This window comes from Rhodohalobacter halophilus (assembly GCF_001715195.1).
In the GTDB taxonomy this organism is placed as follows: domain Bacteria; phylum Bacteroidota; class Rhodothermia; order Balneolales; family Balneolaceae; genus Rhodohalobacter; species Rhodohalobacter halophilus.
The window spans coordinates 1-19193 of sequence record NZ_MDWE01000025.1 but is presented as its reverse complement, the minus strand read 5'-3'; the positions used below and the strand labels follow the sequence as shown (position 1 = coordinate 19193).

18 protein-coding genes are annotated in these 19193 nt (G+C 45.8%); 5 read left to right on the top strand and 13 right to left on the bottom strand.

What is annotated here, in order from left to right:
* Nucleotides 1-69 precede the first annotated feature (69 nt).
* The gene (locus BG260_RS08405) at nt 70-603 is read left to right on the top strand and encodes a class I SAM-dependent methyltransferase (RefSeq protein ID WP_069131629.1); all 534 of its coding nucleotides are present in this window, start codon (nt 70-72) and stop codon (nt 601-603) included.
* Nucleotides 604-615: 12 nt separating this feature from the next.
* Here BG260_RS08405 and BG260_RS08400 read toward each other — a convergent pair whose 3' ends face one another.
* The 11 genes from BG260_RS08400 to gcvT all read right to left on the bottom strand — a co-directional run bounded on the left by BG260_RS08400 (nt 616) and on the right by gcvT (nt 12078).
* The gene (locus BG260_RS08400) at nt 616-1449 is read right to left on the bottom strand and encodes an energy transducer TonB family protein (protein ID WP_069131627.1); all 834 of its coding nucleotides are present in this window, start codon (nt 1447-1449) and stop codon (nt 616-618) included.
* Between the two features lie 5 nt (nt 1450-1454).
* Nucleotides 1455-1859 (bottom strand): ExbD/TolR family protein, encoded by a 405-nt coding sequence (locus BG260_RS08395; protein ID WP_069131626.1) that lies wholly within the window; start codon nt 1857-1859, stop codon nt 1455-1457.
* 3 nt (nt 1860-1862) lie between these two features.
* The gene (locus tag BG260_RS08390; RefSeq protein WP_069131624.1) at nt 1863-2582 is read right to left on the bottom strand and encodes a MotA/TolQ/ExbB proton channel family protein; all 720 of its coding nucleotides are present in this window, start codon (nt 2580-2582) and stop codon (nt 1863-1865) included.
* Nucleotides 2583-2588: 6 nt separating this feature from the next.
* Nucleotides 2589-4004 carry an SPOR domain-containing protein gene (locus tag BG260_RS08385; protein WP_069131621.1) on the bottom strand — a complete coding sequence of 472 codons (1416 nt, stop codon included), beginning with the start codon at nt 4002-4004 and terminating at the stop codon, nt 2589-2591.
* Nucleotides 3994-4203, bottom strand: coding sequence for an HU family DNA-binding protein (locus BG260_RS08380; RefSeq protein ID WP_069131619.1), 210 nt, complete (start codon nt 4201-4203; stop codon nt 3994-3996). The genes BG260_RS08385 and BG260_RS08380 overlap by 11 nt, the downstream gene beginning before the upstream one ends.
* 2 nt (nt 4204-4205) lie before the next feature.
* Nucleotides 4206-5942, bottom strand: coding sequence for a TonB-dependent receptor (locus BG260_RS08375; RefSeq protein ID WP_141691550.1), 1737 nt, complete (start codon nt 5940-5942; stop codon nt 4206-4208).
* 84 nt (nt 5943-6026) lie between these two features.
* Nucleotides 6027-7037, bottom strand: a complete 1011-nt coding sequence (locus BG260_RS08370) for a lysylphosphatidylglycerol synthase transmembrane domain-containing protein (RefSeq protein ID WP_069131615.1) — start codon at nt 7035-7037, stop codon at nt 6027-6029.
* On the bottom strand, nt 7034-7660 hold the full coding sequence (locus BG260_RS08365) for a LolA family protein (RefSeq protein WP_176719465.1): 627 nt from the start codon (nt 7658-7660) through the stop codon (nt 7034-7036). Before BG260_RS08365 ends, BG260_RS08370 begins: the two co-directional genes overlap by 4 nt.
* 99 nt (nt 7661-7759) lie before the next feature.
* Nucleotides 7760-10246, bottom strand: a complete 2487-nt coding sequence (locus BG260_RS08360; RefSeq protein ID WP_069131612.1) for a DNA translocase FtsK — start codon at nt 10244-10246, stop codon at nt 7760-7762.
* Between the two features lies 1 nt (nt 10247).
* Nucleotides 10248-10976, bottom strand: coding sequence for a 2-phosphosulfolactate phosphatase (locus tag BG260_RS08355; protein WP_083750193.1), 729 nt, complete (start codon nt 10974-10976; stop codon nt 10248-10250).
* Between the two features lie 4 nt (nt 10977-10980).
* Nucleotides 10981-12078, bottom strand: coding sequence for a glycine cleavage system aminomethyltransferase GcvT (gene gcvT, locus BG260_RS08350; protein ID WP_069131610.1), 1098 nt, complete (start codon nt 12076-12078; stop codon nt 10981-10983).
* A 192-nt stretch (nt 12079-12270) separates the two neighbouring features.
* Here gcvT and BG260_RS08345 point away from each other — a divergent pair, with 192 nt between their 5' ends.
* On the top strand, nt 12271-13407 hold the full coding sequence (locus tag BG260_RS08345; RefSeq protein ID WP_069131608.1) for an Mrp/NBP35 family ATP-binding protein: 1137 nt from the start codon (nt 12271-12273) through the stop codon (nt 13405-13407).
* Between the two features lie 84 nt (nt 13408-13491).
* Nucleotides 13492-14097 carry a TlpA family protein disulfide reductase gene (locus BG260_RS08340; RefSeq protein ID WP_069131661.1) on the top strand — a complete coding sequence of 202 codons (606 nt, stop codon included), beginning with the start codon at nt 13492-13494 and terminating at the stop codon, nt 14095-14097.
* Nucleotides 14098-14216: 119 nt separating this feature from the next.
* On the opposite strand, the gene BG260_RS08335 is transcribed toward BG260_RS08340, so the two are convergent.
* A complete protein-coding gene (locus BG260_RS08335) occupies nt 14217-15947 on the bottom strand; it encodes a T9SS type A sorting domain-containing protein (RefSeq protein WP_069131606.1) in 1731 nt (576 codons plus the stop codon).
* A 131-nt stretch (nt 15948-16078) separates the two neighbouring features.
* Between BG260_RS08335 and BG260_RS08330 the strand changes: the two genes are divergently transcribed.
* On the top strand, nt 16079-16573 hold the full coding sequence (locus BG260_RS08330) for a TspO/MBR family protein (protein ID WP_069131604.1): 495 nt from the start codon (nt 16079-16081) through the stop codon (nt 16571-16573).
* 153 nt (nt 16574-16726) lie between these two features.
* Here BG260_RS08330 and BG260_RS08325 read toward each other — a convergent pair whose 3' ends face one another.
* Complete coding sequence (locus BG260_RS08325; protein WP_245683929.1) at nt 16727-18358, bottom strand: peptide chain release factor 3; 1632 nt, start codon at nt 18356-18358, stop codon at nt 16727-16729.
* 278 nt (nt 18359-18636) lie between these two features.
* On the opposite strand from BG260_RS08325, the gene BG260_RS08320 reads away from it, so the two are divergent.
* Entirely contained in the window at nt 18637-19056 is a 420-nt protein-coding gene (locus BG260_RS08320; protein ID WP_069131601.1) for a fasciclin domain-containing protein, read from the top strand.
* Nucleotides 19057-19193: the final 137 nt, after the last annotated feature.

Below are 19193 nucleotides of genomic sequence, written 5' to 3'. Positions count from 1 at the left end.
TACTACAATAACCTGTCGCCAAAATATGACAGGCTGTACTCATCATACCTTGATCATACACACGGCCACTTGCTGGCCAAGTTACAGCTGCAGCGTGAGGATCATATTCTTGATGCAAGCGCCGGTACCGGAATCTTAGCCAAGGAAATCTCGGATACATTTGGCCCGTTTGATCGATTGGTACTTAATGACCCTGCCGAAAAAATGCTTCAAAAAGCGAAAACCCGCCTTGCCGAAACGTCGAATGTTGAGTTTACAAACTGCTTCTGCGAAGAACTGGATTTTAAGCCCAACAGTTTTGACAAAATTTTATGCCTCAACTCGTTCCACTACTACATCGGTCAGGAGAAAGTTCTCAATCTATTTCACTTGTTTCTCAAGCCCGGCGGAACTCTTTACCTGCTTGATTGGAACAGAAAAGGGTGGTTTACGATTGTCAGTTCGCTTATCGGCCTACTCTCTCCGGAAAATATCAATACCCGGTCGGCTGATGAGATGAGTAAAATGTTAACAAAAAGCGGTTTTAGCGTTAAGGAAAAAGAGGAGTGGAGCTTCCGATGGTGGAAATTCTACTTTATGAAGTGCATGAAGGCCTCGGAATAGTTTATCCCGAAGTTAATCGAGTACAAATCGGAATGTAATGGTTCCCCACTGCGGCTCTTGCGGTACCCCAGATGGCAGACGAGAGAATCTCCAGCTTCGAAGCGTTCGCATCACTTCACGTTCCAGTTCGGGGTTCATTTTTCTCAGAGGGATTACTCTCCCCAGCGAGCCGTCAGGATGAACTTCAAACCGTACTGTAATAACGGCCTCTTCATTGGTTTGATTAGATGGGAGTGGCTGAACCATTGGAGATCTCTCTAAATCACCCTCCCACTGAAGTTCGTACGGCGCCGATCGGTCCGGGTTATTTCCGGTACCCTGATCCACATTTACATCACCGGTGGTGCCGCGTTCATCGCCACTGGTTTCCACCCCTTCCTGAATCTCTTCAGCTTCCTCGGCAACCGGTGGTACCTCCTCCACTTCAACCTCTTCGGTGACCTCTACATTTTCGGGATCTACAATCTCTGTTTCGGGGGTTTCCACAACCTCATCACTCACAATCTCCTCCTGCTGCTCCGGAAGCTCAACAGGCTTGGTCACCTCCTCTTCAGGCTGTTGAGGCGTCTCTACAGGCTGGGTTACCTCAGGGTCCGGAACTTCCGGTTCTACTTCGGCAGGATTTGGCCGGGTGGCAACCTGCTCCTCCTGTACTTCAGCCTGCTCGGCAAGGGTACCGCTCCGAAATTCGCCAAGTGTCACTTCAATATAGGCCGGACGATTGTCGTGGTCCATATTGATGGTATAGAGAATGGCGATGAGTAACAGCACAAAATGAATTGCACCGGTTACGGCAAGTCCAAAACGGTCTTCCTTGTTAAAATGAGATTTTTCGCTGTCTGACATAAAGTTTAGTCACGCTCCGTGGCCATTACAATATTCATATTCAGGGCCTGACCGATATTCATCACGCGAACGGCATCATCCACGCGGGAATCGCGGTCGGCACGTAATACTAACGAAGCATTCGGCTTATTCTGATACGCCTGCCGAATTGCCGTTGATAAACCTGCACGGGATGTCTGTTCGCCGTCTACAAAAAAGTCTCCTTCTGCCGTTATTGCAACTGAAATCTGCTGGGCATTATTTGTAACGCTCGATTCGGCTTGAGGTACATTTACCCGAATGCCGAAGTTCGTTACAAACGACGAGGTTAATAAAAAGAAGATCAACAGCAGCAAAATGATATCCGTCAGTCCTGACTGAGAGAACATGGATAACGGCTCCATTTTAGCGCTGTCTTTACGAAAATCCATCGACTACCCCTCCTGACGTTTTTTCGGGGATGGTGTCTGAAGAAGGTCCACAAAATCTGCGGACGCATTTTCCAGTTCAAAAACCATGCGATTTACTTTTCCGACCAGGTAGTTATAAAAACCGAGTGCAATAATACCCACTACCAATCCGGTAGCTGTGGTAATCAGTGCTTCCCAGATACCTCCGGCCAGCACGCTTGGATTTACATTTCCCTGAAGGGATTGAATATCCATAAAGGCGCGAATCATACCGGTTACCGTTCCTGTAAAACCGATAAGCGGTGCCACACTGGCAATGGTTGCCAGCCAGTTCATACGCTTTTCAAGCTGATAAATTTCCTTTTTCCCGGCATTGTGAATCGCCTCTTCAATATCCCGTATAGGCCGGCCAAGACGGCGAATTCCCGATTTCAAAATTCGGGCAAGCGGTTTGTCAAATTCCTCACAATATTGAATAGCCCGTTGCTGGCTGCCTGATTTCAGCAACGACTCTATGTTATTCAACATGGAGTTTACATCCATCCGCGAGTTTTCAAGAGTGCGCCACCGCTCGGCAATCACGTAGATTGCCAGAATGGAAAGTATGAAGAGAGGAATCATTAAGATTCCGCCTTGAGAAAGCACTTCAAAAAATGACATAGATGCTTCGTCCTGAAGCATTTGGGCTAATGAGTCAGCTTCTGTGGTATCCGCCTGAAGCATTAAAAACGAGATGATATTCATGTAGGTTTAGTTGGTCTGTATTCGTTGAATGAAATTATTTGAACTGTAGGGTGACGGAAGTTCTGCAGCAGCAGCCTGGGCATTTTGAAGTGTTTCAAACTGTCCCACACTTACACGCCACACGGTCTCACCGCTTACCGATCTTGGGCTCACCAGAACCCGGTAACCGTCTGCAGCAAGTGATGCTGCCTGTTCACGTGCACGATCCTCACTTTGCAGTGAGTGAAGCACAATGGAATAGCCGTTATTTGCACTGTCAACCAGATCTCCCATTAAACCGTAAACGGGCTGATCTAGTGTTTCTTCTGCCTGCGGTTCATCATCTGTTACTTCTGATCCCTCTTCAGGTTCCACAGGTGTTAACACCGCTTGATTCTCCTCCTCTACAGCCGGTGACTCTGAAATAGGCGGTGCAGCTTCTTCCTGAGCTTGAGGCTGAGGCTGCTGCGAAACATCATCGGATGAATCAAACAGATCGGGAATGATAAACAGTGCAGCCACAATAACAATAACTATTAACCCTATGCTGATAACCAGCATGATCGGGTCGCGCTCTTTCTTTTTCGGCTTTTTGTAAGTGCTCGATTTTGTAACAGGCTCTTCCTCTTCTGCCGAGTCTTCTGCCATCGGTACCGGTTCTTCCTTATCGGTTTCGCTGAACGGATCAAAGAACTCCTCAGAATCTTCATCGGATTCGTCCTCATCATCAAGAGCAAACGGGGGTTCATCGGATTCAACTTCAACCTCATCGTCTAAGTCAAAGAGAGGTTCATCATCCTCCACTTCCGTATCGTCAAGATCGTCAGACTCCTCGGTGTCCAGTTCGCTTTGAGGCTCTTCCGGTTCATCTTCCAGTATAAATGAGAACGGATCCTCTTCTTCCTTTCCGGCTTCTTCAGGCTCCTCTGCACTTTCACCTTCCGGCTTATCCGCACCTTTCAGTTTCGAAGAGGCATCTCCTAAAAGGCCTGAAAACGGATCAACGTCGCGGTCTACCTTGTCGGGCGGAGAGATTAATGCACCGCCATCGGGGCCTTCAGCATCATCTTCAATTGGTTCATCATCGCGGTCATCCAATCCAAATATTTCATCCAGATCTTCTCCGGTTGCTGTTCCGGCCGGTTCATCACTCTGTTCATCCTCATCATCCGAACCGCTTCGGGGCGGCTTCAGCTCCACCGGTTCCATCCCGGCATATTTAAAATTAATTTCTGTACTCAACTCATCCGAGGGGTCAAATTTCAAGTCGCCGCTCTCATCAAAGTAGAACATACCGAACTCCTTAATCTCGAGGGCCTTTCCGCGTTCAGCGGCATCCAGAATCCGATCGATAAGCTGCTTGAGCTGGCTGTCAATTTCATCAGCCGCCATCCCCGTATTTTCCACCAACAATTCGATCAGCTTGGCTCTGTCAATTTTCATTTGATCTCCTCACCTTAGATTTGAATTCAACGACGTCGGCCGGCGGCACCATCACAACCCTGCCATTCTCGTATGTTTTCTGATGCTGCTTTCGGTGAACCACTTCAAATGTTCCAAAGCCATCTATTTCGACCTTATTTTTTTGTAAGATCTGTTCCCGAAGAACCTCTTTGAAAGCCTTAATAAATGTAGATTTCATTTTTAAAATAGGTATGTGATTCCAATATAGCCCTGAAAACCTCTTTCGGGGTATCCTTGCCACAGCTCATACTCTTCGCCTAATAAATTAACAAGTTTACCGTAGACTCCCAGCCGTTCAGCCAAAGAAATTTCAAAACTGCCTCCAAGGAGCATAAATGACGACAGTGAATTCCCGTCTGAATCATCCCGGCCCCCCACATATTCGCCCCAGCCCTGGAGAACTAACTGTTTGAACGGGCGCAGTGCAACGGTTCCTTTTATGTTTAACGACTCAATAAACGGAATTTTTCCCTCATTTGAGAGTCTGGCCCGCTGCCACGAACCATCTGCACTCACCCAGAACACGTCCGGACGAATGTCTTGTGCGAAAGAGCCATAGATTTTGAACATATTTGCATCGTGATAGTTCACCCCAAACAGGTGGGCATCGGTTCCCGGGCTATCAACAAGCGATGTAGTATTGCGATTGTAGAACTGATAATTTTTAATATTCTGATATGAAATCCCCCCGCTGAAAGTAGTACCTGATATTGGCTCAATTTGGGCTTCAGCAAATGCCAGCCACTCAAACTGATGCTGAAGAGAATCTGAAAAACTTACGTAACTATTTTCATTGTGGATGGAACCCCACTGCCGGTATGATGGTGTGCCGGAAAGATGACCCTTTAAATCCACGCCGGAAAAGAGCGTGTGTGTTACGGTAACCTCCGGGGAGAGGTAGAGAGAAAAATCATTCACTGCATCCGTTGCACCGGATATTCCCAAACTTGCTTTTACATCCGTCTGGTAGTTGAAAAGTCTTTCATAGTGTGCGGAAGCTGTTGTTACAGACCAACTCTGGTTCTCTCCCAGGTAATCATTCACCCCGCCAAATGATGTGTTAATTTTCAGTCTGTGAACTTCCTGGATATTGTCACCAAGACGAGAATATTGTACAGAACTTGAAGCATTCCATTCACTAACGTCATCCGTTTGCAGTTCCGGAAAATCTGAGGAGAGATCAAACTGGTTGGATCCTCCGTGAAGACTAAACTGGACACCACTCAATGACGTTTGAGCCCAATCAACGTTAAATCCTCCTTTTATGCCCAGCCGTTCAACCCGGTCGTTGCCGGATGCAGGTTCCCCGTCTACAGTGTAGAGACCCGGGTAGTGATTAAAACCTGAGTTGACCGACAGATTTGTTCGAAGTGTGGTTTTTTGGGAAGCCCGGTGAATGGAGTTCAGGCCAATCTCTGAACTGCGGCGTGAGTCTGTAAAATTATCCAGGTGCCCGTCTGTAGAAAAGTGATTTATTTGAGCGGCAACGCGATTTCTGTTATTGATTTTTCCAATCGCATAGATATCAGCTTCCGGCGAGATATAACTACCAATGCCCAGTCTCGCAAATCCGTTTTTAGGATCGGTATAGCCCAGCGGAGTGTATTGCGGTGCTTCAGGTCGTTCGAGAACCCCTACCGGAAGATTGGCCACGACGGTCTCTTCATCTTCAAAAAACGGAGTTCTATTGGGGTCAATTTGAAAAACACGCGGTCTTGGATTGAAACCGAGAATAGGTTGTCGTCTCAGTCCCGGAAAACGTGCCTGAAACTGGCTTCTAATCTCAATATCCTGCGGATCTATTTCCGGAAGGAGAGTTTGTTGCGCTTCAGATTGCTGAGCATCCTGACCATAAACAATTCCCGCTACACCGAATGTGAAGAGGACAGAAAGAGCAGTTACAAAAAGTCGATTCATAAATTCAGAACTATTCATCATTTAACAGTGAGAAACTAACAGCTTTTTATGTAAAATTTCTTAGATCTTTTGGCAATGTACAATTTAATTCGGATTCCCGGATGCAAGTGAGTTGAACTTATCCCACCAGAGGGAAATCGGACCGATGATAAATACCAAAAGTACAGTAACGCCATGCGCAATGGTTGCGTATGTAAGCGCTGTAACCAGCGGAATATTGTATAAAAGAGACATACTCTGCTGAATCAACAGGTGGTACGACCCAATTCCCGCAGGAGTTGGAATACTCACCCCGATGGATGAAACCATTGTGAGCACGACAGCGTCACTCATCGTCAGGCCGTAAACCGATTGAAAATTCATCATGTAGAACGGCAAGTAGGTCATAAAAATATACCCGATCCAGATGCCGGCCGTCAAAAGAAGAAAAACCGGCCAGTTGTTCACGTGCCGAATAGAGATCATTCCCTCTGTAAACGACCTCGCTTTCTGAAAGATGGAATTTAAAATTGAACTGTTGAAGGGTTCATTCTGATCACTGTAGTTTAGCACTTTATAGATCAACCAAATCCCCGCAATTACCAGCAGAAAAAAAAGAGGTATGGCTAAATATGCATACCACGGCCAGCTTTCGGTACCAAACAACTGTTCAAGCAGGCCCACATCGCGTATTAAATAGAGTGATACAAACACAATTAACAACATCATGGTGGCAAGATCAAAAAGCCGTTCCACTACAATTGTACCCAGCAAATTGCTGGAGCTCAACCCCTGTTTTCTGGCAACGTAAACGGGCCGGCTCACTTCTCCCAGCCTTGGAACCACATTATTGAGAACATAACCCAGCATGACCCCGGCAAAAAGAGTGGATCTCGGAATGTAGGTTTTCTCATTGGCCAGCAGCAATCTCCATCTCTCGGCACGCATCCAGTGACTTGCCAGGAGTGCTAAAACGAAAAAAGGCAACCAGTAAAAGGTTGCCAGTTTCATCTGCTGCCACAGTTCGGCAACATCTACGTTGCGAACAGCAAGCTGAATAAACAACAGGGCTACAACAATGGAAACGGCAATGTTAACAATTCGGCGTTTTTTCATTCTGTTTCGTAACGCAGATCTATTTTTTCAGCTTCATCCGGAATGTTCAGTTCAAAAATAGTGGGCTCTGCACTTCGGAATGAACCGTTTTCAAACATGGTAATTAATTCATTTTCAACCTGATCTACAGCAACAATCCGCTCAGGACTCCCATTTTCGTTCAGGTAGATTCTCACCGTCTGAAATACAGTAAACGGATCATCTGAAGCTAATGTGACCACTGTCTGCCCCTCATTACCGCTCTCTTCAGATACTGAGAATGATTCATCAACGCCCTGCAGCATTCTGGATGGTGCAAAATCGTCCTCCTCTTCAATGTACTCGCTGATGATCACGCGGTTTCGGGATCGGTCAAAAACTGTGGAGATCTCTCCATCTACTACCATAGACTGCATATCGCCTTCAATCCGGTACTTCTCTTTCCCGATCCATATTTTTCCTTCGGAGTACTGTTCTTCCCCCGTAAATGCATCTTTATAGAGATGTGAAAAGTCCGCTTCCAGAATAAGACCCTCCTCAAAATTTGCTTTCAGCCGATCAAATTCAGGAGTTTGAGTAAATCCCTCTGCCGAAAAGATCAGCTTTAGGAGCAGTATAAGTGCAAATGTAGTGGCTTGCTTCATAATCAATCTTCTTTCATTTCTGTACACATCCATGCTAACCGTGTTACCGCCGGTGAGTTCCCATTCAACGTTCTCAGGACTCGTAGATTATTCCGCCGGTCAAACTCCCAGTTCATCAAAAATTTCTTCGAGATCTTCTTCATCATCAATTTTTACGTCACGCGCCGTACTTCCCTGATAAGGCCCCACAACACCGGCATTGTAGAGCTGATCAATAATTCTTCCGGCACGGTTATATCCGATTTTCAATTTCCGCTGGAGTAGCGAAACCGACCCTTGCTGATGAATCACCACAATTTTTGCAGCCTCTTTGAAATAGTCGTCGATATCATCCAGCGGGTCCGGAATTCCTTCATTTTCATCTTCGATAACCGGCAGCTGGAATGGTTTTTTATATCCCTGCTGCGAGCCGATAAAGGACGTTATGCGCTCCACTTCATCTGTATCCACATAGGCGTTCTGGATCCGAGTCATTCCCCCGCCGTTTGAAAAGAGCATATCACCGCGACCAATCAGCTGATCTGCCCCACCGGTATCGAGAATTGTTCGGGAATCCACTTTCGACGCCACCTGGTAGGCAATTCGCGCCGGGAAGTTCGCTTTAATGGTTCCTGTAATTACATTCACAGACGGACGCTGCGTTGCCACAACAAGGTGAATTCCAATGGCGCGGGCAAGCTGAGCCAGGCGGGCAATCGGTTCCTCAATCTGTTTACCGGCCGTCATCATCAGGTCGGCAAGCTCATCAATAACAACCACAATGTATGGCAGATGACGGTGCCCCAGCTCCTCGTCCAGTTCACCGGTTTCAAATTTTTCGTTGTACGACTTGATGTCGCGCACCATCGCCATTTTCAGCAGATCGTAGCGCTCATCCATCTCTTTTGTAACACTTTCCAGCGTTTCCATTGCACGGGTTGTATCCGTTACAATGGGTTCATCAGAGCCGGGAAGTACCGCCAGATAGTGGTTCTGAATATTGCGATAGAGAGAGAGTTCAATCTTCTTCGGATCGATCATCACAAATTTCAGATCATCGGGATGGCATTTATAAAGCAGACAGGTAATAATCGTATTGATACCGACCGATTTACCCGATCCCGTTGCACCGGCAATGAGCAGGTGAGGCATTTTCGTCAGATCGATCATGAAAACTTCATTCTCAATTGTCTTCCCGAAGGCAACCGGCAGCTCGAACCCGGTCTCCACAAATTTTTTGGTGTTAATCACCGATTTTATAAAAACCGTTTCACGCGAGCTGTTCGGCACCTCAATCCCAACTGCAGACCGACCGGGAATTGGAGCTATAATCCGAAGACCGTGTGCAGCGGTCGCCATTTTTAGATCGTTGGCGTAACTCTCAATTTTGCTGATTTTCACATCCGGAGCGGGTTCCAATTCATAAAGGGTTACCGTTGGCCCTACAATCGCGTTAATTCCAAGAATCTCAATTTTGTGGCGCTTCAGCTTATCAAGGATAATTCGCTTATTCTCTTTAATCTCCTCGAGGTCCACTTCATTTCCTTCATTCGGTGGTGAAGTCAGCAGGTCAATTCCCGGAAATTTATATTTAATGATCGGCACTTCCTTCGCCTTGCTCTTGTTGAGGCGATCCAGTTCCTTATCACTGGCTTCTTCGTCACCCTCTCCCACATAAACTGAAATTTCTACATCGTCGTCTTCATCTTCTACTGTTTTATCCGGACTCTTTTCGAGTATGGCTCGGGGCGGTTGTTTTTCAAGTTCGGCACTCTCCTTTTTACGTTGTGCTTCCCGCTCTTCATCCTCTTTTTGTGATCGCTCAACAATATCGTCGATGGATGCTGATTCCTTTTTCGCTTCAGGCTCACTGCTCTGTTTCTGCTCTCGTTTCATTTGAGCATCTGCTTTTTGTCTCTGCCTAACTGCTTTTTTCTCCTCCTTTTCGCGCTTTTTCTGCTCTTTCTTCTTCCGCTTCTCTTCACGTTTTTCTTCTCTCTTATCTTTAAAATCTGACTTCCAGCTCTGAATCAGCTCAACGGTTTTTTGAAGGTCGCGATCGGCGAGGATCAGCAGAGATACAAACATGAGTACCAACAGCAGAATAATAGAACCAATCCCAAGAATATTTTCAAGGATACCTGCCACGTAAATTCCGGAATTTCCACTCCATGCCATGGAATAGGCTTCAAAACGGTTGTGGAACCAACCCAATATTGTAGAGGCAAGCACCATCACCCACAGCCCGTAAGCTGCCGGCCAGCCCAGGTCCGCCAGATCATTCTGACGAAATACAAACCAGCCCAGTGATGCAACGATAATTGGCAAAATAATACTGGTATAACCAAAAAGCGTATGAACCAGCATGTAGGAGATATATGCCCCAACAACGCCCAGCCAATTGCTGATGCGAAGTGCCGGTCCCTGATCTACCTGAAAAATAGATCCTGAGTTGAGGGATTTAACAACTGCATAGTCGGATGGATTGTAAGAAGCGATACTTAGCAGCAGCAATCCGGCCACCGCCATTATCAGTATCCCCGCCACCTCCATCTTTCTGGAGTAGTTAAAATTGCTGAAAAAACCGCTTTGCTTTTTTTTCGCCATATTAAATCGAGATAATTCCGTCGTGCAAAATAGGTAACTGATCGGTTATGTCTGTCTGACAACAGTAGTCCAGATCGTCGGTTCCCACCACATTTTTCAATCTCTGAGCGTGGTTGCATTGAAATATCACCGATCTGATGTCATCAGAATATTTTTCATAGAGCCCGTAGGCTACTTTTGCGCCGTCATTGGCGTCATCCGGCAACTGTCCATCGCCTAAATTGTAGATAATATTCCCTGCAAGCAACACATCTTCCAGCGCAAGACGACCTTTCCAGCCGGCACAAAGCAACACAATTTCATTCTCTTCGGCTGAAAGTGAACTCACAATAGCACTTAAATTGAGAAACGAAGCCATGTAAATCCTGGCTGACCCAAGAGACTTTTTAATCGCTTTGGTTCCGTTCGTTGTATTAAAAATCAGGGTTTTCCCTTCCACGGTTTCACGGTCGTACTCCAGTGGAGAGTTCCCAAGATCGTACCCTTCAATTTTGGTACCGTCTTTTTCGCCACAAAGAAGGTAATTGTCCGAATCCACACTTTGCGATATACGGCTGGCTTCTCCCATATCCTCAACAGGTATCACACCTTTCGCCCCGTTCATTAGGGCGGTCACGATCGTTGAGGTAGCACGAAGCACGTCAATAACTACCACGGACTTGTTGCGCAATTCATTTTCCTGAAACGACTGCGCCGAAAAAAATACATCTAAATTAATTGTGCTGCTCATAAAACTATTTCTTGTAAAAAGGCGGTTTGGTTACCGTTGCACTAACCACTTTCTTTCTGATTTGAATTTGAATGTCACTGCCATCCTTGGCATGATCCAGCTCAAGGTATCCCATCCCTATACCTTTATTCAAAGAGACAGATTGTGTTCCGCTTGTTACAAAACCGATCTCATTTCCGTCCAAATCCAGAATTTTATATCCAGACCGCGGAACATTTCTTCCTTCATCAATCACAAATCCTGCCAGCCTTCTTTTCGGCCCTTCATCTTTCACTTTCCGGATCGCCTCTTTTCCGATAAAATCTCCTTTATCCAACTTCGTAAGCCAGCCCAGCCCGGCCTCCAGAGGATTGGTATCTTTCGAGATATCATTTCCATAAAGAGCAAAGCCCATCTCCAGACGTAGTGTATCACGCGCCCCGAGTCCGGCAGGTTCAAGTCCAGCATCTTTTCCGGCTTTCATAAGCTCATTCCAGATCTTCGTTGCATCGGCCTTGGCTGTGTCAATGTAAAGTTCAAATCCTTTCTCGCCTGTATAGCCGGTTGCAGAGATTATTACACCGCTTTCGCCGGCAACAGTTCCCTGTTCAAACGTATAAAACTTAATTTCAGAAACGTCACTCTCCGTCAGTTTTTGAAGTATTTCTATCGACTTGGGTCCCTGCAATGCAAGAAGGGCATACTGATCAGATCGATTTTCAAGTTCAGCCCCCATGCTGTTGTGGCTATTAATCCACTTCCAATCCTTTTCGATATTCGAGGCGTTCACTACAAGCATGTACTCATCATCGGATAGTTTGTAGACCAACAAGTCATCCACAATGCCGCCATCTTCATAGCACATTGCCGTATATTGAGCTTTGCCCGGCACAAGCTTCGACGCATCGTTGATGGTTACTTTTTGTATCAACTCCAGCGCTTTCGGTCCACGAACGAAAAACTCGCCCATGTGAGAAACATCGAACAGGCCGGCATTTTCACGTACTGCCATGTGCTCCTGTTTGATTCCCTCATACTGCACAGGCATATCAAACCCGCCAAAGTCGATAATTTTTGCGCCAAGGTTTTCATGCTCCTGATAAAATGGTGTTCTTTTTGACATAAATCGATCTAATTTCTTATTCAAATATTACGCTTATGAGTTATAAAGCAGATTCACTGCTCAATTCACAATCAATTAATGATTTCACCGTATCTTATAAGTCTGTGAATTTTACCTAAACGGCAAACGTTTAATTTACCTCATATTCTGATTATTTTTGAAAGGTAACAATTTCAAGCACGCAAAACATTTATGTCTATCCACAAAGAAGAAATTAAAAGCGCACTATCTCAGGTTCTCCACCCCAAATATGAGAAAGATCTGATCACACTCGATTTGGTTCAGGATCTGATTATCCAGGACAAGTATGTGGCATTCACCCTGGAAATGCCTCAAAAAGATGACAGCCTGGCCGATTACCTAAAAAAGGAGTGCGGAAAAGCTATTCATAAGTTTGTTGATAAGGAGGCCGTTCTCGATATCACCATTGGAATTAACATTTCCCGGCAGAGGGAGCTCGACGGTGATGATGCCGGTCAACAACATACCCAACAGCAAGCTCCACAGGAACCGATTCTTCCGGGCGTGAAAAATGTGATTGCCGTAGCCTCCGGTAAGGGCGGCGTTGGAAAATCTACCGTAGCCGCAAACCTTGCCGTTGCATTAAGCCAGACCGGCGCAAAAGTGGGACTTCTGGACACAGATATTTATGGACCCAGTGTTCCCACCATGTTTGATGTGAAGGAGCGCCCCAACATCACCACCCAGAAAAAACTGGTCCCGATTGAGAAGCATGGTGTTCACCTTGTTTCGATGGGATTCCTGGTTGATACCGACCAGGCGATGATCTGGCGAGGCCCGATGGTAACCAGCGCTGTAAAGCAGTTCATGCAGGAAGTGGAGTGGGGAGAGCTTGACTATCTGATTCTCGACCTGCCTCCCGGAACCGGCGATATTCAGCTTACCATTGTTCAAACCGTTCCGCTAACCGGAGCTGTTATTGTATCCACCCCTCAAACCGTGGCTCTGGATGATGCGCGAAAAGGCGTTGCCATGTTCAGTAAGGTGAACGTTCCCGTTCTGGGCATTATTGAGAACATGTCTTACTTCGTTCCCGATGATGCTCCTGAAAAGAAGTACTATATTTTCGGGAAACACGGTGCTCGAAAACTCGCTCAAAAACTGGAGGTACCCTTCCTGGGTGAAGTTCCTCTAAGAGAGCAGATCCGCGAAACCAGTGATTCCGGAACTCCGGTTGTGGCTGCAGACCCGGCATCGCCATCTGCAATTGCCTTGAAAGAAATTGCAAACCGTGTGCAGCAAACTGTATCCATTCAAACACAAAGCGAAAGTTCAAACAGCAAGGTGGATATTAAAATCCGCCCTTAGCAGCCACTTAACACATTGATAGCTAACAAGCCGGAGCAATAAGCTGCCGGCTTTTTAGTTATGATCAAGAACAGATTTACAGACATGTCAGATAAAGAGACGAAAGCAAAAAAACGGAAACGCGCGCTCATAGAGTGGGGAGTCATCATTGGTGTAGTCGTGTTTCTATATGCAACCGGACTCCATACCCCGGTGATAGGAACGCTGCAGAAAGGCTTACTGGCTACAGGGTTGATCAAACCATCTATCCCATCCGTAACAGATACTTTTCCCGAAGCCAACCGGGATTTTTACATGGCAGATGAAAATGGTACCGTAATTTCACTGGAGTATTTTGACGGAAATGTGGTGTTTATGAATATCTGGGCTACATGGTGTCCGCCCTGCATTGCCGAAATGCCCTCCATCAACAAATTATATCAGCAGTTTGGTGAAAATGACAACGTAAAGTTTGTCCTTGTATCCATGGATGATGAGTTTGATAAAGCAAAGCAATTTATGGAAAAAAGAGGTTTTGACATGCCGATCTATCACTTTCGCACAAAAGTACCGGGAACCTATGAAAGTAGTGTCATCCCCACAACCTATATCATCTCTGCAGATGGAAAGCTGATGATGGAGAAGCAGGGCCTGGCTAAGTATGACACACCTGAGTTTGAGCAGTTTTTGAGAGATCTTTCGGAAATTTAAAATGAAGGTGTACTGGCTCCTTTAAACTTGGTTGATTCTAGTCCAACCACCCCTTTTATCCCCTCCTTCGTAAGGAGGGGAAGTTCTATTTTCAACTCTATCACTAAATAATCCCTGCCTTATTTAACCAGTAAGAGTCTCTTCACAAACACGTTGTCGTTTACAATCAGACGGTAGAAATACATTCCGCTGGCAAGGTTGGCGGCATCAAACTGAAGATTATATCTGCCTTCTCCCTGCTGTGTATTTACAAGAGTTTGCACCAGCTGACCGCTTACGTTATAGATATCGAGCCGCACATCTGACGTCTCCGGCAGCACGTAAGGGATTGTTGTTGTCGGATTGAACGGGTTCGGGTAGTTATCCTCAAGGCGGGCAATTTCATCTGCACGCAGTGCTTCACCCTTTAAACTGATTGATATTGGGCTGGCTGCATTAGAAGCGTTATGTGAAATTCGGATTGTCCCTTCATGAATTCTATCTCTGCTTGGTATATATCGCACAGTTACCATTACACTCTCACCGGGGTCAACACTTCCGCTTGCCAAGCCCGCAGGTGAGATCACAAAATTATCATTATCTATATTTATGCTATAAGAGAGCGGATCTTCCGCAGTCGCTAAATTTTCAATCTCAAATGTACGTTCTACACGCTCGCCCACATTTGTGACTCCAAAATCCAATCCATCAACAGTATATTGACTGTCCACAAAGATTTCTGATTCAGCCCCAACCAGTTCCAGACATGAACTGCCCAATGGCCAGCCCCAGTCACTGAGCATACCACAGAATACCGGGCCCGGTGAATGCACTGCAAACTGGCGATCAATTCGCGGCCTCATTAAGGCGCTTTCCAGATTTTGTTGTTGTGAAAAAGTAGCCTGGTCGAGATGAGAATAAGAAGAGCCGCCATTCCACTCCGATGGTGCATATAACGGAACCCTCTGCCCTGAAAATACCCCACGCGCATCATTGCCAGTGAAGTAGACACCTGAACGCTGCCCGGTCAGTGCCCGATAAAGTTCAACAGATGGGTTTGGAAACACGTTCGTGTTTAGCAATTCATTGCCCAATCCATCCTCTGTAAACCGGTCGTATATAAATGGCCAGTTGTTATCACCCAAACCATAGCTGCCGGTTTGAGCGTCCTCATTTACGCCCATCGTGCCGATAAATCCAATACCGTGGCCAATTTCGTGCAGAACTACCGTTACAAAATCTATGAACCCTTGCGGGGTTTGTGCATCCGTACCAAAATACCAATCACTGAAATTACAGTTCATGTTGATGACAATATCATGCTCCTCGCCGAACTGATTTCCCTCAAGCTGATCAACCCCAGACATAGCACTTGCCTGTGCAATAGAATACCAGGTATCCGGCTCACCATTTTGCGGCCTCGAAATTAATGTAGGGCCGGCACTTCCCAACACATTCTCGTCCCTTTGTGTCCAACTCGCCTCTATTCTTATTGGAATTTCCGACTGCAAATATGTCTCCCAAATTCCCATTGCATATTCAAATGCATTCTGAGCCTGTGATGGCCATTCACTTCCATCGCTACAACTATTTACATAGGTAATTTCAAAATTAGCGGATCTAACCTCATTATCCGCCATTTTCCTATATCTCTCCTCAGCTTTTTTGAAGTAATTTCGGTTGATATCTGTAGGCGGCAGTTTACAAATCTGCCCCATTTCTGGTGCAGGCGCTAAAATAAACTCCTCAGTTTGTGGAATTGTATCCTGCGCATGAACGGTAAAAACCGCAGTAAAAAGGAGTGCTATAGAAAATATCCCCACCTTGAATGAACGTTCCGACAATTCGGTTTTACGGTATCCTTTAATCATATATAAAACAGCTGATTGATATTCTGAATCGAGGTAAGTTTAAGCAAAACATCACAATCTTACGCAATCAATTTTCTATTTACGAATTTAAATTCTCATATTAAAACCAATACAACAACAACTCTGTTCACATGAGAACCTCTAATCTTTCTCTCCCCGTTCAAATTACAGGTTTCATTCTTTTCCTGGCACTTTGCTACCTGATTGCATGGACCGGTGCCCTGGTTTCGCCCGGCATCGCCTCGCCTGAGTGGTATAATTCGCTTAATAAACCGGACTGGAATCCGCCGGCCTGGCTTTTTGGGCCGGTCTGGACAACCCTCTATACGCTGATGGGAATATCCGCCTGGCTTGTATGGAAAGAGTATGGTTTTAAACATGCAGCAAGTGCGCTGAGCGCATTCTTCCTACAGTTGATCTTGAACGGTTTGTGGTCGCAATTGTTTTTCAATCTCCAAAATATCGGGTGGGCACTCATTGAAATTATACTGCTGCTTACGGTAATCTTTGTTACCACACACCTGTTCTATCAAAAAAACAAAATTGCCGGCTGGCTGCTGATTCCATATATCTTATGGGTGAGCTTTGCAACGGCACTAACCGCTGCGATTTGGGTGTTGAATTGATTGGCTTAAGGCTTCTATGGGGAAGTTATTATCGACGTCACTTCAAGCGAAATCCCGAATGCCTTTATTCGGGATGAAGTCGAGAAGTTAATTCTCTAAACAAATAAACTCTTCTCTGTATTGACACTTGCGAGCTGTAGCCTGAAGCTTGCATCAATCCTGCTTATACTTAAACAGATTTTCACCGCCCACTTTCTCTTCAGCTTGTGATAGCGCATAGGCGCTTTCAAACAGTACAATCGGATTCTCTTCCATATCCTTGGTTACTTGGGTGGAATAGCTGCTCTCCAGTTTCTTAATGATCTCTTCCGAATCCTGAGGAAGCCAGCGGGCAGCATGATAATTCACCGGACTCATATGAAGCTCCACTCCGTATTCGGCCTGCATTCTGTGTTCAACCACTTCAAACTGCAGTACACCTACGGTTCCCAGCAGCAGCTCATTTCCAACCCCGTTCGGAACTTCAAATACGTGAACCACACCCTCTTCCGATAGCTGCTTCAGTCCTTCCCGAAGCTGCTTCCGCTTAAACGGATCCTTGGTCGAAACTTTCATAAAGTGCTCCGGTGTAAAGAGAGGGATGACATTGAATCGCACCGGTTTTTTATCATAAAGCGTGGACCCAATCCTAAAAAAGCCCGGACTGAAAAGCGACACAATATCTCCAGGGTAGGCCTCTTCCAGAATATTTCTCTCATCACCCATCAACGTATGGGGTGTAGACATTTTCACTTTTTTGCCGGTCCCCTCGTGGATCACATTCAATCCGCGCTCAAACTTTCCGGATGTGATACGGATAAACGCGGCGCAATCCCTGTGATCCGGGTTCATATTGGCCTGCAGTTTAAAAATAAAACCGCTGAAAGGTTCATCCAGATTCCGTTGATTACCATCCGCATCGGAGTAGATTTGCGGAGACGGAGCTAAATCGGAGAAATACTTTAAGAACACATCCAGGCCGAAGTTGTTCAGAGCCGACCCAAAAAAGACCGGAGAAGCTTCACCCACCTGAAACTTATCCCGGTCCATATCAGCAAACATATCCTCAATCAGCATCACCTCTTCCTCGAGCTGCTCTTTTTCATGATCAGAAAGGTTTGTTTCGTCCAAACCATCTTCCAGGGAGAAAATTTCGGTTTCTGCTTTTTGCGCACCGTGCTTGGTTTTTCGGTACAGATGAAGTTCTTTGCCAATCAGATCATAAATACCCTGAAATTTCTGTCCGTACCCGACCGGCCAGCTTGCGGGAATCGCCTCAATACCCAGTTTATTTTCTACATTACTGAGGACTTCCAGCGGGTCCATACCGGGGCGATCACACTTATTCACAAAAGTGATGACCGGCACTCGCCTCATTTTGCACACTTCAAACAGTTTCTCAGTCTGCTCCTCCACTCCCTTGGCAACGTCAATTACCATCAGGCCACTATCTGCAGCAACGAGTGTTCGCAGGGTATCTTCAGAAAAATCCTTGTGACCGGGGGTATCCAGCAGATTGTACTTGATATCGTCTTTTTCAAACCGGAGAACGGAGGAGGTCACAGATATTCCACGATCCTGTTCGATGGACATCCAGTCAGACGCGGCATGCCGGCTTGCCTTCCGGGCCCGAATAGATCCGGCTTCGTGAATGGCACCGCCATAAAGAAGCAGTTTTTCGGTCAGAGTTGTTTTCCCCGCATCCGGGTGAGAAATAATTGCGAAAGTTCTTCTCCGCGCTGCTTCCTGCTCAATTTTACTTAATTGTGTTGCTATACCGGCCTGAGACATATTTTTTGTCGACATCAAATTTCAGAAAGACTTGTAATATAACGAATTCTGCTTTTCTGATCACTTTTTAGATCGTTTGTACCTTAATTTTCACTCGCTTTACATTTTAAACATTGTTTAACTCTACCAAACAAATCAGCCCTCACCCGATCTGACAGTAGAATATTTTTTAATCGATGTTAAATAACGATTAAAAAGTGCCTTCACGTTTATTAAACAAAGATTTTGAAGGAACACTACATGGATGAATCCTGTATGACTTAGTGAACTCGAAATCAAAATCGATTATCATTATGACTACTTTCAAAAAAACTTCCGCACTTTTTACTGCAATATTCTCACTCATATTAATCGCAGGCATTAACCTATCTGTTGCACAAAGCGGCAGTGTAGTGGATGTGATTAATGAGAGTGATGACCACACCATTCTTGCCGAATTGCTTGAAACCACTGAGTTGGATAATGTAATCGCTCAGCAGGGACCCTTTACGGTAGTTGCACCCACTGATGATGCATTTGAAGATATGGGATCTGAATTGGAACAGCTCAGACAAGATCCTGAGAGAGCTCAAAATGTTGTAATCGGTCACCTGTTCCAGGGTGAAGTACCAGCTGAAGAAGCAGAACCGGAACTAAATATTGAGATCACAAATGGTGACATCCCGGCCACCAACGGACTGGTTCATGTTACTGAATCTGTTATTATGAACTAAACTCCCTGTAAATTAACCGTTAGATGGAAGGAGTCGTGTTCCCGGATGGGGAGCACGGCTTTTTTTATTTGCAGGCTTCAGGTGGCAGGCTTCAGGTGGCAGGCTTCAGGTGGCAGGCTTCAGGTGGCAGGCTTCAG

Coding starts and splice junctions, on each gene's coding strand:
- BG260_RS08340 (WP_069131661.1), top strand. CDS start 13,492: ATGTCAGATAAAGAGACGAAAGCAAAAAAACGGAAACGCGCGCTCATA.
- BG260_RS08355 (WP_083750193.1), bottom strand. CDS start 10,976: ATGAGCAGCACAATTAATTTAGATGTATTTTTTTCGGCGCAGTCGTTT.
- gcvT (WP_069131610.1), bottom strand. CDS start 12,078: ATGTCAAAAAGAACACCATTTTATCAGGAGCATGAAAACCTTGGCGCA.
- BG260_RS08320 (WP_069131601.1), top strand. CDS start 18,637: ATGACTACTTTCAAAAAAACTTCCGCACTTTTTACTGCAATATTCTCA.
- BG260_RS08345 (WP_069131608.1), top strand. CDS start 12,271: ATGTCTATCCACAAAGAAGAAATTAAAAGCGCACTATCTCAGGTTCTC.
- BG260_RS08395 (WP_069131626.1), bottom strand. CDS start 1,859: ATGGATTTTCGTAAAGACAGCGCTAAAATGGAGCCGTTATCCATGTTC.
- BG260_RS08390 (WP_069131624.1), bottom strand. CDS start 2,582: ATGAATATCATCTCGTTTTTAATGCTTCAGGCGGATACCACAGAAGCT.
- BG260_RS08370 (WP_069131615.1), bottom strand. CDS start 7,037: ATGAAAAAACGCCGAATTGTTAACATTGCCGTTTCCATTGTTGTAGCC.
- BG260_RS08380 (WP_069131619.1), bottom strand. CDS start 4,203: ATGAAATCTACATTTATTAAGGCTTTCAAAGAGGTTCTTCGGGAACAG.
- BG260_RS08330 (WP_069131604.1), top strand. CDS start 16,079: ATGAGAACCTCTAATCTTTCTCTCCCCGTTCAAATTACAGGTTTCATT.
- BG260_RS08360 (WP_069131612.1), bottom strand. CDS start 10,246: ATGGCGAAAAAAAAGCAAAGCGGTTTTTTCAGCAATTTTAACTACTCC.
- BG260_RS08385 (WP_069131621.1), bottom strand. CDS start 4,004: ATGAAAATTGACAGAGCCAAGCTGATCGAATTGTTGGTGGAAAATACG.
- BG260_RS08375 (WP_141691550.1), bottom strand. CDS start 5,942: ATGAATCGACTTTTTGTAACTGCTCTTTCTGTCCTCTTCACATTCGGT.
- BG260_RS08335 (WP_069131606.1), bottom strand. CDS start 15,947: ATGATTAAAGGATACCGTAAAACCGAATTGTCGGAACGTTCATTCAAG.
- BG260_RS08400 (WP_069131627.1), bottom strand. CDS start 1,449: ATGTCAGACAGCGAAAAATCTCATTTTAACAAGGAAGACCGTTTTGGA.
- BG260_RS08325 (WP_245683929.1), bottom strand. CDS start 18,358: ATGTCGACAAAAAATATGTCTCAGGCCGGTATAGCAACACAATTAAGT.
- BG260_RS08365 (WP_176719465.1), bottom strand. CDS start 7,660: ATGAAGCAAGCCACTACATTTGCACTTATACTGCTCCTAAAGCTGATC.